This is a genomic window from Leptotrichia sp. OH3620_COT-345 (genome assembly GCF_003932895.1).
Taxonomy (GTDB): Bacteria; Fusobacteriota; Fusobacteriia; order Fusobacteriales; family Leptotrichiaceae; genus Pseudoleptotrichia.
In genome coordinates, this window is the sequence record NZ_RQYW01000021.1 from 1 (window position 1) to 16,465 (window position 16,465).

The following is a 16,465-nucleotide window of genomic DNA, read 5'->3' on the forward strand; positions in this document are numbered from 1 at the left end:
TAGTACTAAAAGTTTTTCCTGAAAAACAAAGACCTATGATAGCTAAAATGCTTGATCCAAAAAAAATAGCGGATGGAATTGAAAGGGCTCTGAATGAGGATAAAGCAGAGGGTTTAGCAAAAGCTCCGACGGAATAATAGAAAAGTTGGAGCGGAAAGCGGAAAAATTTCCGCTACTGAAAAAAGGTTCTTTGAACTTTAATATTATAGACTATAAAAGGGACTACAGCAGAAGTAATGTATATGCAGATATAAGTTATAGGGATAATTTTAAGGGAGACAGAGAATTATTAGCGAGAGCTGGATTTATTTATTATTTAGAATAAGAAAGGAGTTTTACATCAATGTTTAATCAGGAAACAACAAGACAAATAATTTTAATACTTTATGGGGTGTTATTAGGTACTCTTGGAAATTTATTATACCGAGTAAATAATCAACTTAAAATAAATCCTATGGCTGTAAGGGCTTTAAACGGTGCTTTATCTTTGGCTATTTATATACTTCTTATGATTTTATCAAAAGGAGTATTGAAATTGGATATAATTACAATGATTATTATACTTTTCATTGGGTATTTCGTAGAGTTGATAGTTGAAATACTCGAAGATAAAATACCAGGATTAGTTGATCGTTTAATTGAAAGATATCTGGGAAGTCCTCCCAAAAAGGATAAGTGATAAATATGACGGAAAGAAGAACTTTAAGAGATATTTTATTACCTGGAAAAGTGCATAAAAATACACAGAAGAGTGAAAAAACTAATTATGCTTTAAAAACGATAGTTAGAATAATAATATTTTATTTAACAGAATCGGTGTTACTGATAAAAATAAGAGATTATCAATTTGTACGTAATGTTACTGAAATTGGTAAAAAATCGACCGTATCAAGTCAAACAATAGCAGAATTAAGAAATACGATGATAATCGAAAATTTGTTGATTACAGTTATAATGACGATTATATCTTTAGCAATATTATTTTATTGTAATAAAAAAATGTCAGAAAATAGGTAGGATTAAATTCCTACTTTTTTAAAAAAATATAAAATCTTTTGTAAAAAGTCTTGACTTCTAAGGAATTTTCTCAAAATATATGGTATAATTAATTAAACTTAAAGCGAAAGGAGAGATTTTTATGATAACAGCACTGAATATAGCTAATAATTTTCTTGAAAGAGCTTTTGCTGAAAATATTTCAATTTCTCCAATGAAGATGCAGAAGTTAATTTATATTTTATACAAAGAATATTTAAGAAGAACTGGTAGAGCTCTTTTTTCTGAAAGATTTGAAGCTTGGCAATATGGACCTGTATTACCAAATGTATATAGTGAATTTAAAGGATATAAATCAGGAGCTATAAAAAATTTTGCATTAGATGCAGATAATAGTATTACAAAGGTCAAAATGGTTCCAGGAAGTGATTTTTTTAATGTTTTTAATGAAGTATGGCATGAGTACGCTGGATACTCTGGAGTAGAGTTATCAAGATTTACTCATCAAGAACATGGAGCTTGGGAGAGAGCTATCAATGACAATACTTTTATTTTAAAAGATGAAAACATAAGAGAAGAGGAATCTTATGTTTAATGAAATTGAAGATAATGTAAATAGAATAAAGAAAATTAGAGAAAGATTGGAAAAATTAGGAAAAGAAGAAGAAGAGTTAGAAGATATACCGGTTTCAAAGAAAGATAATAATAATATTAAAAAAAATGAAATTCCTGAAAGTGAAACAATACAAGAAACCATTTTAAATCAATGGAAAATTAAAAAAGATGAAAAAATGAGAATACAAGGTAAAATGATACGTTCTTTCTTTTGGTTTTTAGTAGGACAATTTGTATGTTTAATATTGCTGATTTCATCAAAAATAATAACTGAAATCATCTTTTCTTACAAATTTGACAGTTTAATAATTTACTGGTATCTTTCTATATTTGTAACACAAATAATAGCTTTAATTACTATAAGCCATAAATATATGTTTTCGGATAATGAAGATAGAATACTAGAATATACTCAAAAACACCTCAAGTAATAGTAGAGGTGTTTTTTATTTGAAAAAATATTTTATAAAAAGTATTGACAAAATATAAAATATATAGTATACTATCAGTGTAGAGAGGAGGTGAATACCGTGAACATTTTAGAGATTATTCAGTTAATTGTAAACTTAATAATAATCTACGATTTTTGGAAAAGCAGAAAAAAATAAGTTTGCAAGGGGCGAAAGCCCCTCTCTACAAAAAAATAATGAGGAGAGTGATAGAGATGATAGGATATATAAATTTAATATTATCAATAATTATATTGGTATTGGTAATCAAAAAGAAATAAAAAAAGCCCCATTTGTATAATTTGGGGCGATACCGTGAACATATTTCAACATTATAATATCATAATAAATCAGAAAAGTCAACCGGGAGGGAAAATGCAAAAAAAGGAAAATAGAGGAGCGAAGAAAGGAAGAAAAATAACTTGGCATACAAGACCTGATGTCGAAAAAGTAAAAGATGTAAATATGTCTTTCAGAACAACTGTAGAAGAGCGAGAAGAAATAAAAAAATTATTAAAGGAAATAGGAAAAGGAACTACATCTGAAAAAATAATAAAAGGATTAAAAGAATTGATAAAATAGAAAGAAGGTTGGAAATATGGAAATTGAAGATATATATGATATTATTGAAGAAAATGGAGAATTTAAAGTTTTTAAAAATAATAGTTTTGTAGAGAAGTTTAGTTTATTAGGAGCGGCAAAATCTTTTGTTGAAAAAGAAAAAAATAAAGATAAGGAAGAAAATAAAAAAAGTATTAAATCGAAATTCCGTAAGAAATCAGAATTAGAACGATAAAGCTAATATTCTTAAACGTAGGTATACAATAGGTATATCAACATATTAAATATATTGATTTTATTAGGTTTAATTAACTTAGTTGATTTTCTCTCCAAAAAGCAAATAAGTCGGCGTATCCACAGCGTCGGCTTTTTTGCATTTATAGATTTTAAGGGGTTTAGAGTATTTTTATGTTGATGTCGGGATGATTTATTTTTACCGAAAATTCAAATAAATAACATAAAACTTCAATATTTTGAAGCCTCGTTGGCTTAAAGTTGGCTTAATGATATCGATATAATCAAAGATATATTTTTTTTGATTTAATATCTGTATGAAATAACAATCGTTATGTATTTTATTGTTTATCGTAGGATAAAAAATTAATGGTGTATACTGTTCTGAAAGCACTCCATCAGATGTTAGTACTAAAGTCATTAATTAAGAGAAGAAATTCTAAAATGTTTCTTGACCTGAAAGAATTGATAGAAAATAAGTTTTACAGAGAGTGACCACCTGAACACAAATTATCGATAGAGAAGCTTTAACAAAAACTGTAACAATTTTTTGAGAGAATTTTGTCCCAAGGAGCCCGATGTATCAAAAATAGAAGCAGAAAGTGTAATAAAAACTGTAACGTTAATAAATTCAAAGTCCAGAAAAGTGCTTGAACCGGGCAATATCATTTAAAAAATTATTACATAAAATTAATTTTTAAGAATTTTTAAAAGTATTGCATTTAATGTTATACTTTATTAAGTATAACAAATATTATTATTTTTCGATAATTTAAAGATGTATGAGAAAATTTACAGTGTATGTTGTTTATTCATGAAAAAATAAAAAGGAGAAAATAGAATGAAAGAAAAAAATAAAAAAGAACAGAAAGAGTTAAAAAAATTAAGTAAGTTTATAAGTCTTATATTAAGGCATTCACCGGATAAAGTAAAAATAAAACTTGATAAATACGGTTGGGCTGATGTTAAAGAATTAATAGAAGGAATAAATAAAACGGAAAATCAGAAAATTGATTTTAAAATGTTGGAGAGAATAGTAAAAACAGATGGTAAAAAAAGATATGAGTTTGATGAAAATTATACTAAAATAAGGGCATGTCAAGGTCACAGTTTAAAGGTGAAATTGGAACTGAAACCTGTAAAACATCCTAAGATACTGTATCATGGAATAGCTGAAAAATATACAGCATCTATAAAAAAAGAAGGTTTGAAAAAGAGGAGAAGGCAGTATGTATATCTTTCAGAAAAGATGGAAACCGCCTATAATGTGGGGAAAAGACATGAAAATCCCTCAATAATAGTAATTTTGGCAGATAAAATGTATAAAGCCGGAAAAAGGTTTTATCTTTCTAAAAATAAAGTATGGTTGACAGAAAATATAGAAATAGAATATTTGGAATTCTCTGATTAAGTTCAGGATAAATTAAATATGAGATAATTCTTTCATATTCTATAAAATATTTTATAAGTTGAAAAAATAACAGTTTGTAGAAGAAATTTTCCAAATTAAAGAAATATATCGAACAGTTAGATTATTAAAATAATTTTAAATAGTAAACATAACATTATAATTAAGTGAAAAAGCTGTGATTAAATAAAAAAAATGTCTTATAAATTAAAAAATACATTGGATTGATAGTTTACATATTTTACTGTTTTTAAAATACTAATGTATGATAAAAACATATTATAAAATCATTTTTAATTTATTAAGACATTCTATAATTTTTGACGGATTTTGAAGACCTATTTATAATATTTCAACTATTGATTTATCTGAGTGAATTATCTCCCCTTTTTGAAACAATTCTTTTAAATTTATTTTTTCTTCTAAAGGAAGGTATTCTACATAAATATTTTTCAAATCTTTGAATTCAGATTTTTTTACAGTGTCTAAAAATACTATATTTTCAGGTATTTGAATATTAATATCTATTATTTCAGTATTAAAATAATTTTTTAATTTATCATTCAAATTTTTCTTTAAAATATTATTTGAGAAGATACAGAATCTTTCACTGTCAGATTTTTTTTCAAGATTATCAAGATATTTTTCAAAATTTTCATCTGAATTATAAAAGAAAGTGAAAGGATAATCAGAATTTACTTTATATTCATATTTTGAGGTTATATCAAAATATAATTTTAACTGAAGTCCGTTATATGGAAAATTTTTAATATCTTTTGTAATTATTCTGCTTTTCTTTCCCGTCTGTTTCATATAATAAATACCTAAAGTAAGTAGAAAATTATTTAGAATATTTTTAAAGTCCCCATTATTTAGGAGTATTAAATTATAATTTTGTTTAAAAAATAATGAAAGTAGATGTTTAGTGTAACTGTCATATTCCATGTTTCCTATTAAAAATTCTTTTATTTTTCTAAAAATACTCATTTCAGTGTATTCATAACATTCAAATGTATAGTCTCTTTTAATCAATATATCTATTATATTATGAGTCATAGTTTTTTTTATATTTTCGATTTTGACTATAAAATTATAATTGTAATATTTATTTAAAAGAATGAGTAAATTTGAAACATTATAATCAAGCCTTCCAACAAATTTTCTACCTTGAAAAAGGGAAATTTGATCAAATTCCACTTTGACAGTTAAAAATATATCTTTTTCCAAATCAATATTTGTATAAAATACTGATTTCAAAGGGAATGAAGTATTGTATAAAGAATGATAATAAGATAAAGTATCATCTTTTAAACTTGATATTTTAATGTCGTCAATATAAACTTTAGTATAATATCTATCTTGAAAAGGTTCAACTTTCAGTTTATATACGATATCATAAAAAAGATTTTGACTTAAATCTTTGAAATACTCCCCTGCTCCGAACCAGACGGCATTTTTATTTGAAAATCCTTTCTGTTTTAGATCAAACATAAGATGATTCTTAGTTTCTCCGATAAATTTAATATTCTCTAGAAGAACGTTCTTTGTCTGGAATGTAGGGCTCGGATTTCCAAAACCGAAAGGTTTCAGCAATTCAATAATCTGAAAAAATTCATAAGACATTTTCTGTATGGGAATTTGTTTATCAATATTTATTATTTTTACAAAATCTTCTTCCTTGAGAACTTTTTTTGCATAGTCATTAATTTTTTTTCTGAACAGGTTTATGTTTTTAATAGGAATTGTAAACCCTGCAGCTCCTGCATGCCCTCCAAATTTTATAAACAGTTCCGCCATAGACTGGAGAGCTTCCAAAATATTGAAATTTTCAATGCTCCTACATGATCCGATGGCGATTCTCTCATCTTCTTTCACTTCCATAATAATAACGGGTTTATAATAAATATCTACTATTTTTGCCGCAGCAATACCTATAACACCGTGATGATATTCGGGAGAATGGTCAATGATGACAAAATCTTTATCAATATTATTTTTTTCTATATTTTTTTCAATCATGTCAATAATTTTATTTTGAAGTTCTTTTCTTTCGTAATTTTTGTTGATCAGTTCCTTTACGATAATTTCGATTTCTCTGCTATTATCTGAAATTAAAAGTTTAACAACCATTTTAGCATCTTTTAGACGTCCTGCGGCATTAAATACCGGTGCAATGATAAATCCTACATCATAAGTGGAATACTCCGATTTTGGAGTATCCGAATTATTTGGATTGTTGTTGAACAGCTTGTATAAGAGGAAGCTCAATCCTTTATTTTCGGAAAAGGGAAGTTTCTCCAATCCGAATTTGGTTAATATCCGATTTTCTTCAAGGAGAGGAACGATATCTGCAACAGTTCCTATAGCTACAAGATCAAGAAATTTATAAGCCTTTTCTTTTAAACCGTTTTTTTCAAAAAGAGCTAAAATAACCATAAAAATAGTACCTACGCCTGCAAGAAACTCAAAAGGAAATTTATTGTCTTTTCTTTTAGGGTTAATAACAGCAAGAGCATTGGGAATTTTATTTCCGTGCAGATTATGGTGATCCGTTATTATAACGGGAAGTCCGATAGAATTTGCATATTCGACTTCAGAATGAGCTGTAATCCCACAATCTACAGTAATAAGGAGTTCTCCACCGGAGTCTTTTATTTTTTTTAATGCCTCGTTATTAAGTCCGTAGCCTTCATCACGGATGGGAATATAATAATTTATATTTTCAGCATTCAGTTCTTTTAATGCCAAATACAAAATCGAAGTTGAAGTAATACCGTCTACATCATAATCACCGTATATCCATATATTTTTTTTCTCTTTAATTGCTTTTTCTATTTCAGTGACAGTTTTTTCCATATCACATAAATCATAGGGATTTCTAATATTGTCAAGCTTAGGATTAAGAAATCTTTTAATATCTTTATCAGATTTTATTCCTCGTGAAAATAAGATTTTAAGAATATCTTTATCGACAGAGATATCATTTATTTTAATATCTTTCTCTTTTAGGGTGTTTTTTATAACCCATTTAGTATTTCTCATATTTAACTCCTTAAAATTTGTATATTTATTTTAACATATTATGAATGTAATTGAAACTATTTTTGTTAATTTTATTTTAATTTTTAAAATCGGTTATCAACTTCATATTTCTGTTACCCGTTACAAAAAATTTAAATCTTCAAAAATATTTATTATATTTGAAAATAGGAAGTTTAAAATACTAAAATAATAATTTTTCTGTTTGACATAATTTTATATTTTTTGGAAAAATTTTGAATACCAAGAAAATTGAGAACGGTAATAGAAAACAGTTCAAAATAAAAACCGCTTTGAAATGTTATACTACATTTTAAAGCAGTCTATGTATTTTTTATCAAATATTTTTATTTAATAATTCCAATCAGGTCTCTTGTTATAAAAGGGATGAACAATTGTCCATCGGCAAAGTCAAGACCTTCACCGGGATTGTAAAACAAAACAATAGAGTCATCTTCCATATAGAATTTTTGACCTTTATGTACTCCTTTAAATTTTTCTTTTCCTGATTCGTTTACAGTTAATCCGAACTGTCTTATTTTGTCATTAATAGCTGAATTTAAAGCATTTTCATATCCTTGGACAAATATATCTTTAAGTCCCATTTCTTTTCCGTTTTTTACGTTAAATGTCAAAGCTTCGTTTAATTTTGTAACGGAATTGTATTTTTTATCATTTTTTTCTACTGTAAACAGTACACTTACAAAACGATCGTTACTTCCTACCACTTTATATTCAACTTTGTAAGTCTTATCTTTATTTCCTTTAAAGGAATTTACAAGTTTATTCACGGCTTTGTTCATATTTGCCACGATTTTAGTATTTCCTGTAAATACAGGATAAGCAATAACAGAACCATCAAGATTTTTACTTCTTGCTATTTCTTTGACAACATCAGGAGCTGTGGGCAAATAATTTTGAAATGTAAATGTAGTGTCCACTTTCTCTTTTCTTGCACCAAATGATAATGTGGCAAGGATTAGAGCCATTAAAATTATTCCGAATTTTTTCATTTATAAATCACCTCATAATATTTTATTTAGTTAAATACACATTTATATAAATTATTATATACTAAAATTACTAAATAATCAAATAACATTTTCAATTAAAAGAAAGATTATCTGAAATAAGTTTTATTATATATGTTTTATATATATATTTTTAAAATTATAAATTTAATATATTAAAACGGATGTTATAAACGACTGAATATATTTTATAATCCAAAGTATTTTTAGTATAAATGTACAAAAAATAAAACAAAGTTTTAAAAAAACAGTAAAAAATGATAGTTTGACAGACAAAATATATAATTATCAAAGTAATAAAAAATAGATTCTAAGCTAATTAAATACTTGACTAGAGCATATTTTGATTGTATCATTAAATTGAGAAAACATTAATATTTTGATTTCACAAACACTATTAGATAAATTTTTTTTAGGAGGAACAATGGCTAAAGTAATGAAGACAATGGACGGTAACCAAGCAGCGGCACATGCGGCATATGCCTTTACCGAAGTAGCCGGGATTTACCCGATTACTCCATCATCAAACATGGCTGAATATACTGATCAATGGGCTGCCTATGGAAAAACTAATTTACTGGGAACTCCTGTGAAAGTGGTTGAAATGCAGTCCGAAGCCGGAGCGGCAGGGACAGTTCACGGCTCGTTACAGGCAGGAGCTTTGACGACTACATTTACAGCCTCTCAGGGATTATTGCTCAAAATACCTAATATGTACAAAATTGCGGGAGAGCTTCTCCCGGGAGTAATGCATGTATCGGCAAGATCACTATCGGCACAGGCATTATCAATTTTTGGAGATCATCAGGATATTTATGCTGCACGTATGACAGGCTGGGCAATGATGGCTACAAGTTCAGTGCAGGAAGTAATGGATCTTGCAGGAGTGGCACATTTATCCGCAATTAAATCAAGAATTCCGATGTTGCATTTTTTTGACGGTTTCAGAACATCACATGAAATTAATAAAATTGAAGTAATGGACTATGAAGTATATGACAGACTTCTGGATAAGGAAGCAGTACAGGAATTCAGAAAAAGGGCGATAAATCCTGAAAGCCCTGTAACAAGAGGTACTGCACAAAATGATGACATCTATTTTCAAGCAAGAGAAGTTCAGAATAAATTTTATGAAGCTGTACCTGATATAGTTAATGATTATATGAAAGAAATTACGAAAGAAACAGGAAGGTATTACGCACCTTTTGTATATTACGGAGCTGAAGATGCGGAAAGAGTAATCATAGCAATGGGGTCAGTAAATGAAACTATAAGGGAGACAGTAGATTTCCTTGCTGAAAAAGGTATAAAAGTAGGACTTCTGACTGTGCATTTATACAGACCGTTTTCAAAAAAATACTTTTTTGAAGCAATGCCTAAGACAGTTAAGAAAATTGCCGTTCTTGACAGGACAAAAGAACCGGGAGCATTGGGAGAACCTTTGTATATGGACGTAAGAACATTATATTACGGAATGGAAAATCCACCGGTTATAATAGGTGGAAGATATGGATTGTCTTCAAAAGATACAACTCCTGAACAGATTTTAGCTGTTTATAAAAATTTGGCACAGCCTGAGCCTAAAGACCAGTTTACTATAGGTATAGTAGATGATGTAACATTCACGTCACTTCCTCTTGAAGAAGAAATCTTTGCAGGTAATAAAGATGTCAAAGCATGTTTGTTTTTCGGATTAGGATCTGACGGAACTGTTGGGGCAAATAAAAACTCGATCAAAATTATAGGAGATAAAACGGATTTATATGCACAGGGGTATTTTGCATATGACTCTAAAAAATCAGGGGGAGTAACAAGATCTCATTTAAGATTCAGCAAGGAACCTATAAGATCTACTTATTTAGTAACAAAACCAAGCTTTGTAGCTTGTTCTGTACCTGCATATATGGGTAAATACGATATGATATCAGGATTGAGAGAAGGAGGAATTTTCCTTCTGAACACAATTTGGGAAAAGGAAAAAGTGGTAGAAACAATACCTAATGAAATAAAAAGAGAACTTGCAAAGAAAAAAGCGAGATTTTTCATTATAAATGCTACAAAACTTGCTCAGGAAGTAGGACTTGGAAACAGAACAAATACAATTATGCAGTCTGCTTTCTTTTATCTGACTCAAGTAATTCCTTATGAGGAAGCGAAGAAGTATATGAAGGAATACGCTGAAAAAACATATGGAACAAAAGGAAAAGATATAGTTGAGAAAAACTGGGCTGCAGTAGATAAAGGAACTGAAGGACTTGAAGAAATTTTTGTAGATCCTTCATGGGTAAATCTTGAAGTAAATGAGGATATTATAGATGCACACAAACCTGAATTCGTAAAAAAAATAGCAGATCCGATAAATGCTATTAAGGGGAATGATTTACCTGTTTCTTCATTTATAGGATATGAAGACGGAACATTTGAAAATGGAACAACTAATTTTGAAAAAAGGGGTATTGCAGTAGAAGTTCCTGAATGGCAACCTGATATGTGTATACAGTGTAACCAATGTGCTTATGTGTGTCCTCATGCAGTAATAAGACCGTTTTTAATTGATGAAAAAGAAATGGCGGCAGCACCTGAAGGAATGGATACTATAAAAGCTATAGGAAAAGGATTTGATAATTTACAATTTAGAATACAGGTATCACCTTTAGATTGTACCGGTTGCGGCTCATGTGTAAATGTGTGTCCTGCACCTAAAGGTAAAGCTATAATAATGAAACCTATAGATTCTCAGATAGAGCGTAATGAAGTCGAAAATGCGGAATATCTTTTTGATAACGTAACTTACAAAGATCATATAATGGGAAGAGGAACGGTAAAAGGCTCACAGTTTGCAAAACCTTTATTTGAGTTTTCAGGAGCATGTGCGGGATGTGGAGAAACTCCTTATATTAAACTTGTAACTCAATTATTCGGAGAAAGAATGATGATTGCCAATGCTACAGGATGTTCGTCGATTTATGGAGGGTCTGCACCGTCGACTCCTTATACGAAAAATTCCTGTGGGGAAGGACCGGCATGGGCATCTTCATTATTTGAAGACAATGCGGAATATGGATATGGAATGTTTCAAGCTGTCCATACAATCAGACAGAGAATGGCGAAAATGATGATAGAATGTCAAGATGAAGTATCCCCTGAATTAGCCGATTTATTTGCTGAATGGAGAGAAAGCATATCGGATGGAGAAAAGACAACGGAATTACGAGATAAAATAGTTCCGTTACTGGAAAAGGAAACAGGAAAAACAGCAAAAGAACTTCTTGAGCTGAAACAGTATTTAGTCAAAAAATCTATATGGATGTTTGGAGGAGACGGTTGGGCATATGATATAGGTTATGGAGGTCTTGACCATGTGCTTGCCTCAGGAGATGATGTAAATGTCCTTGTACTTGATACCGAAGTTTATTCAAATACGGGAGGTCAGGCTTCAAAAGCATCACCGGCAGGTTCGGTTGCAAAATTTGCATCATCAGGAAAACCTGTGAAGAAAAAAGATCTTGCAGCAATATCCATGACATACGGAAATATATATGTGGCAAGAATTTCAATGGGAGCAAATCAGAATCAGGCTTTAAAAGCTATAAGAGAAGCTGAAGCTTATCCGGGACCGTCAATTATAATTGCATATTCGCCATGCATTGCTCATGGGCTGAAAGAAGGACTCGGAAAATCTCAAACAGAAGAAAAATTGGCTACTGAAGTAGGATATTGGCCGATATTGAGATTTGATCCGAGACTTGCGGAAAAAGGTAAAAACCCGTTACAATTGGATTCAAAAGATCCTGCATGGGATAAATATGAAGAATTCCTAAAAAGGGAAAGAAGGTATACAACACTTCTTTCAGAATTTCCGGAACATGCAAAGTCGTTATTTGAAATGAATCTAAAAAATGCCAAGGATACTTGGAGTTATTATAAGAGACTTGCGGCAATGGATTATTCATTAGAAGTATAAATAAAGTATAGAAAATAGATAAAAAAGTATGAGAACATAAAAACTCATACTTTTTTATTTTAGGAAAAACAAATTTATTTTTTATAAATTTTAATAATGGAAATATGTACTTGGATTACAAATAAAAATTCCAACATTCAAATTATTTCACAAAAAAATATGAGAATGAACATTAAGAAAAATCACTGTTTGAGCGAAGCGAGTTTGTAATTTTTTAGTGAACGAAGTATTTTTGAGTAAGAAATAATTTGAGTTGGCAGTTTTTTTGTTAAACTTTTTATAAAAAGGTTTGGAAGCGGGTATGAGGACGGTGATGATCCCTCACGGAAAATAAACTATGTTAGTAGTTTTTGATCTCAAAAAAGTTCGTTTTATACTAAACAGTTAAAAAATGCAAACTATATTAAGGATAAGAAGTTTCAACTCCCAGTTAAACAGTATGTAATTCCAAACTTTTAAAATCTCTCCAGCTTAAATGGAAAATAGTATAAAATATTTAAGATACTAAATACTGTAGTTGATAATTTGTGATACTATAAATTTATTTATAGATGAATTAGTAAAAAGTATAATTCTTTGAGAGTAGATTTTATCTATCCTTAAAAAAGTTTAGTATAAGTCTCACATAGAATTTATAAAAAATAAAAAAAAATTATTATTATGATATAATATAAAAAAATTATAAAATCTAAGTTAGGAGTGATAAAATGAAAAATTATGGAAAACCAAAGAAAGTAGTAGGAATGAAATTTATAGCAAAGTTTTTTATGCTAGCTTTTTTGCTATTATTTTCTTTCTTTTTGTTTTCAATAACAAAGTTTTTTATTAAAGATTTTGATAGAGGTTATGCAGCCTCGGGTTCAAGCTATGTAATATTTGTAATTATAGCTGAAATTGTTATGATATTTTTTGCTTATGGATTACCTTATCTTATTTTTAAATTATATCCTAAAATTTATTATTATGATGATGGTTTTCAAGTTGGAAAAAAGAATACAAAAATTTATTATGAAAAAATGGATTATTTCTTTATACCTGCATACAATAGAGTAAACTCATTTATGGCAATAAGATATACTGATAATGAAGGAAATTGGAAAGCTATCCCGGCTATAAATTATGCCAGACATTCTTTTGACTTATTTCAACAAGATTATATAAATGTAAATTTTCCAAAGGCTATGGGAAAACTTGAAAATAATGAAACAATAGAATTTTTATTCAATGATCCTAAGAAGAGATTAATAGCTTGGGGTTCTAAAAAGTATATACCTAAAAAATTGGAAAACGCTTTAAAAATAAAAGTTACAAGAGAAAGTATAACTTTTGATGATGAAACTTATGAATGGGATAAATATAAAATATTTGTAAGTTTAGGTTCAATAACAGTTCAAGAAAAAGATGGAAGCCCTATTTTAGTTTTAGGTGGAAATGCTTTAATACATAGAACTAATCTTTTAGAAGCTATTATTAATACTTTTAGAAAAAATTAATAAGGAGATGGTTTTGTTTGGATGCACCAAAATATATGACATTAGAAAAAAAAGATAAACATAAATTACTGACATTTTCGGGAGTTTTTCTATCTTTTATAGTTACAACATTTATTCTTTATATATTAGCGCAAAACAAGGAAAGCACAATATATGCTCCTATAATAGCAGTTGCTTTTCCATTGCTTGCAGGAATAGGAGCAAACTATTTGGGCAAAAAATCCGACAAAAAGAAAAGAGATAATCAGGATAGTTGGAATATTGATGGAAATGGTTTAGAAAAAATAAAGAAAAGTAGATTTAGTAAATTTTCCAACAGACAATTTGGAGATATATCTTATTTTGGAGCTATATTATCATTGATTGCTACTTACTTATCTATTTATTTATCCGAGGTATTAAATTTAACTGAATCTTTACATGTGCAATATCCTGATAACAGTTTTTCAGCTATTTTTATAAGTGTTATTAAAAATATTTTTAAAGAAAATTGGAGCAGAAAATATTTAGTAGGATATTGGATTTGGGCTACAATTTTTATAATAATTTTAATGGGAACAACAATTTGGGGAGTTAAACAGATTGAAAAGATGAGAAAAAAAGAACAAGAACAAAGAGAAAGAAATAAAAATAATAACATAAGTAAATTTAATTAGAAAAGGTAAAATAGTTTTTTAAAAAGGTATAATGGATTATTTGATAAATTTTAAAAGAGGCGTCAGCCTTTTTTTCTATTATTTGTAAGGAAAATAAAATTACTCAAGTTTTATGCTAAACCTCGTTTAAATAATGAATTTATTACAATTTTTTTTACATGGAATCATAAATTAATATTTTCAAATAATGAAAATATAATTTTTCCTTTTTAAATGAAAATCGCATCGGTTATGTTTCGGTTTCTCCTTTTTTTGTTAATCTGTTCCGTTATTTCGTAAATTTCCTTTTTATTTATATTTTTTAGCTTTTCCCCCAACGTTCAAATTTTACAACGTGGAAAATGTGTTAGTGAGCGTTATGAAAACATCCTTTTTGTTTTCATAGCGAACGGGCATTTTTGAGTATGTAAAATTTGAGTTGGTAGGTTTTTTGCCAAGCTTTTTTTTTCAAAAAAAGCGTAAAAAATTTTTTTGGGCTTACTCTTTTTTTCAAAAAAGGGTAAAGATGTTTTTTGCCAAGTTTTTTGTCAAACTTTTTTTCAAAAATGATTGTTTTTATTCCATTTATCCTGCATATATTGTTTATGTTTTATTCCCCATTGATGTAATAAATCAATGACAGGCTCCAATTCTTTTCCATGTTCAGTGAGTGAATATTCCACTTTAGGTGGAATGACAGGATAGGAAATACGTTTTATTAGATCATCATCTTCTAATTCCCTTAAATTTTTTGTAAGCATTTTTTGTGTTATTTGAGGCATAGCCCTCATAAAATCTGAAAAACGCATAGTTTTATTTTTCATAATGTGTAACAGGATAGGTAATTTCCATTTTCCTGTGATTGTATCAAGTCCGTCATCAGTTCGGCACAAATCAGGTTCAATATTTAATTTTTCAGACATTTCAAAACCTCTCTTTTCAAATTGTATACTTTTTTATATTATAGCACTTTTTAGTGCCTACTTGTATATGTGATTTAATAATGCTATAATTCATTTGTAAATAAAAACAATAATATGAGAAAGGAGTGATCATAATGAAAAATACAGGGCTCCATCATATATCTGTACTGTCAAGTGATGCTGAAAGAGCATATTATTTTTATCATCATATATTAGGATTGAAGTTAATTTTAAAAACTGTCAATCAGGATGATCCAAATATGTATCACTTATTTTTTGGAGATGAAACGGGAAGAGCAGGTACTGAATTTACAGTTTTTGAAATGAAAGGAACAAGGGAAACTTCATTTGGAACAAATTCTATTGAAAGGACAATGTTTTTAGTACGTTCAGAAGCGTCCATACGTTTTTGGGAAAATAGGCTTACAGATTTTAATGTATGTCATTACGGAGTTGAGACATATAATGGTCAGAAAATTTTAAGATTTGAAGATGAAGATGGGCAAAAACTGGGCTTTGTGTATAGAAATACCGAAATAGGTAAAATGGATCCTTTTGTTGCTGAAGATATTCCTGAAGAACATGCTATTTTAGGAATAGGAGATGTCTATTTACGTGTGAGATATACTGAACCGACACAGGAAATAATTGAAAAAAACTATGGATTTAAAAAATATGGAGAAATAATGTGGAATGATTATAAAGTTTCGATGTTTAAATTTGAAAATAATCCTTTCAAGCATGAAATTCATATTATTGAAGATAAAAAATCCAGACTTCAGTATTTAGGTACAGGAGGAATACATCATATTGCATTTGGAGTCGAAGATGTGAAAGATTTGGAAGAACTTCAGAAAAAACTTAATGAAAAAAATGTTCAGAGTTCAGGGATTGTAAATAGAGAATTTATTATTTCAAGTTATTTCAGAGAGCCGAATTATAATTTATTTGAAACCGCTACACCTCTTAGTAAAGGTAAGGAAACTTTTCCCGAACAGGGAAGAGAGTTTCATGAAATTCCGTTGTTTTTACCTGAATTTTTAGAAAAAAGACGGGAAGAAATTGAAAGAAATGTAAATTTTAAATTCTCAAAATAATAAAATACGGAGAATAAATA

The 16,465-nt window shown here is 28.6% G+C and carries 15 protein-coding genes; 12 read left to right on the forward strand and 3 right to left on the reverse strand.

The features are described from left to right. The first annotated feature begins 145 nt into the window (after positions 1-145). From EII29_RS11945 to EII29_RS10125, 8 genes are all read left to right on the forward strand, one after another. Positions 146-325 carry a hypothetical protein gene (locus EII29_RS11945; RefSeq protein WP_148096413.1) on the forward strand — a complete coding sequence of 60 codons (180 nt, stop codon included), beginning with the start codon at positions 146-148 and terminating at the stop codon, positions 323-325. A 66-nt stretch (positions 326-391) separates the two neighbouring features. Then, positions 392-679, forward strand: coding sequence for a hypothetical protein (locus EII29_RS10095; protein ID WP_158612516.1), 288 nt, complete (start codon positions 392-394; stop codon positions 677-679). A gap of 5 nt (positions 680-684) precedes the next feature. Beyond that, positions 685-1,017, forward strand: a complete 333-nt coding sequence (locus EII29_RS10100) for a hypothetical protein (protein ID WP_125237412.1) — start codon at positions 685-687, stop codon at positions 1,015-1,017. Between the two features lie 121 nt (positions 1,018-1,138). Beyond that, the gene (locus EII29_RS10105) at positions 1,139-1,591 is read left to right on the forward strand and encodes a Panacea domain-containing protein (protein WP_125237413.1); all 453 of its coding nucleotides are present in this window, start codon (positions 1,139-1,141) and stop codon (positions 1,589-1,591) included. After that, positions 1,584-2,042, forward strand: a complete 459-nt coding sequence (locus tag EII29_RS10110; protein WP_125237414.1) for a hypothetical protein — start codon at positions 1,584-1,586, stop codon at positions 2,040-2,042. Before EII29_RS10105 ends, EII29_RS10110 begins: the two co-directional genes overlap by 8 nt. Positions 2,043-2,435: 393 nt before the next feature. Continuing rightward, a complete protein-coding gene (locus EII29_RS10115; RefSeq protein ID WP_125237415.1) occupies positions 2,436-2,642 on the forward strand; it encodes a hypothetical protein in 207 nt (68 codons plus the stop codon). Between the two features lie 16 nt (positions 2,643-2,658). Then, entirely contained in the window at positions 2,659-2,856 is a 198-nt protein-coding gene (locus EII29_RS10120; protein WP_125237416.1) for a hypothetical protein, read from the forward strand. A gap of 840 nt (positions 2,857-3,696) precedes the next feature. Then, positions 3,697-4,266 (forward strand): RNA 2'-phosphotransferase, encoded by a 570-nt coding sequence (locus tag EII29_RS10125; RefSeq protein ID WP_125237417.1) that lies wholly within the window; start codon positions 3,697-3,699, stop codon positions 4,264-4,266. A 339-nt stretch (positions 4,267-4,605) separates the two neighbouring features. Here the strand turns inward: EII29_RS10125 and recJ are convergent, their stop codons facing one another. After that, positions 4,606-7,305: a single-stranded-DNA-specific exonuclease RecJ gene (gene recJ, locus EII29_RS10130; RefSeq protein WP_125237418.1), complete on the reverse strand. Its 2,700-nt coding sequence runs from the start codon at positions 7,303-7,305 to the stop codon at positions 4,606-4,608. Between the two features lie 344 nt (positions 7,306-7,649). Next, positions 7,650-8,315, reverse strand: a complete 666-nt coding sequence (locus tag EII29_RS10135) for a DUF3298 domain-containing protein (protein WP_125237419.1) — start codon at positions 8,313-8,315, stop codon at positions 7,650-7,652. Between the two features lie 442 nt (positions 8,316-8,757). Here EII29_RS10135 and nifJ point away from each other — a divergent pair, with 442 nt between their 5' ends. The 3 genes from nifJ (at position 8,758) to EII29_RS10150 (ending at position 14,446) form a co-directional block, all read left to right on the forward strand. Then, positions 8,758-12,297: a pyruvate:ferredoxin (flavodoxin) oxidoreductase gene (gene nifJ / locus EII29_RS10140; RefSeq protein WP_125237420.1), complete on the forward strand. Its 3,540-nt coding sequence runs from the start codon at positions 8,758-8,760 to the stop codon at positions 12,295-12,297. 707 nt (positions 12,298-13,004) lie between these two features. Further along, complete coding sequence (locus EII29_RS10145; RefSeq protein ID WP_158612517.1) at positions 13,005-13,790, forward strand: hypothetical protein; 786 nt, start codon at positions 13,005-13,007, stop codon at positions 13,788-13,790. Between the two features lie 17 nt (positions 13,791-13,807). Beyond that, entirely contained in the window at positions 13,808-14,446 is a 639-nt protein-coding gene (locus EII29_RS10150) for a hypothetical protein (RefSeq protein WP_125237421.1), read from the forward strand. Positions 14,447-14,985: 539 nt separating this feature from the next. Here EII29_RS10150 and EII29_RS10155 read toward each other — a convergent pair. Then, entirely contained in the window at positions 14,986-15,348 is a 363-nt protein-coding gene (locus tag EII29_RS10155; protein WP_125237422.1) for a helix-turn-helix domain-containing protein, read from the reverse strand. 134 nt (positions 15,349-15,482) lie between these two features. Between EII29_RS10155 and EII29_RS10160 the strand changes: the two genes are divergently transcribed. Then, positions 15,483-16,445: a VOC family protein gene (locus EII29_RS10160; RefSeq protein WP_125237423.1), complete on the forward strand. Its 963-nt coding sequence runs from the start codon at positions 15,483-15,485 to the stop codon at positions 16,443-16,445. Positions 16,446-16,465: the final 20 nt, after the last annotated feature.

Bases quoted from the DNA above. Each gene is read 5' to 3' on its own strand.
- EII29_RS10135 (WP_125237419.1), bottom strand. From the start codon at position 8,315: ATGAAAAAATTCGGAATAATTTTAATGGCTCTAATCCTTGCCACATTA.
- nifJ (WP_125237420.1), top strand. From the start codon at position 8,758: ATGGCTAAAGTAATGAAGACAATGGACGGTAACCAAGCAGCGGCACAT.
- EII29_RS10105 (WP_125237413.1), top strand. From the start codon at position 1,139: ATGATAACAGCACTGAATATAGCTAATAATTTTCTTGAAAGAGCTTTT.
- EII29_RS10110 (WP_125237414.1), top strand. From the start codon at position 1,584: ATGTTTAATGAAATTGAAGATAATGTAAATAGAATAAAGAAAATTAGA.
- EII29_RS10120 (WP_125237416.1), top strand. From the start codon at position 2,659: ATGGAAATTGAAGATATATATGATATTATTGAAGAAAATGGAGAATTT.
- EII29_RS10100 (WP_125237412.1), top strand. From the start codon at position 685: ATGACGGAAAGAAGAACTTTAAGAGATATTTTATTACCTGGAAAAGTG.
- EII29_RS10115 (WP_125237415.1), top strand. From the start codon at position 2,436: ATGCAAAAAAAGGAAAATAGAGGAGCGAAGAAAGGAAGAAAAATAACT.
- EII29_RS10160 (WP_125237423.1), top strand. From the start codon at position 15,483: ATGAAAAATACAGGGCTCCATCATATATCTGTACTGTCAAGTGATGCT.
- recJ (WP_125237418.1), bottom strand. From the start codon at position 7,305: ATGAGAAATACTAAATGGGTTATAAAAAACACCCTAAAAGAGAAAGAT.
- EII29_RS10145 (WP_158612517.1), top strand. From the start codon at position 13,005: ATGAAAAATTATGGAAAACCAAAGAAAGTAGTAGGAATGAAATTTATA.
- EII29_RS10125 (WP_125237417.1), top strand. From the start codon at position 3,697: ATGAAAGAAAAAAATAAAAAAGAACAGAAAGAGTTAAAAAAATTAAGT.
- EII29_RS10155 (WP_125237422.1), bottom strand. From the start codon at position 15,348: ATGTCTGAAAAATTAAATATTGAACCTGATTTGTGCCGAACTGATGAC.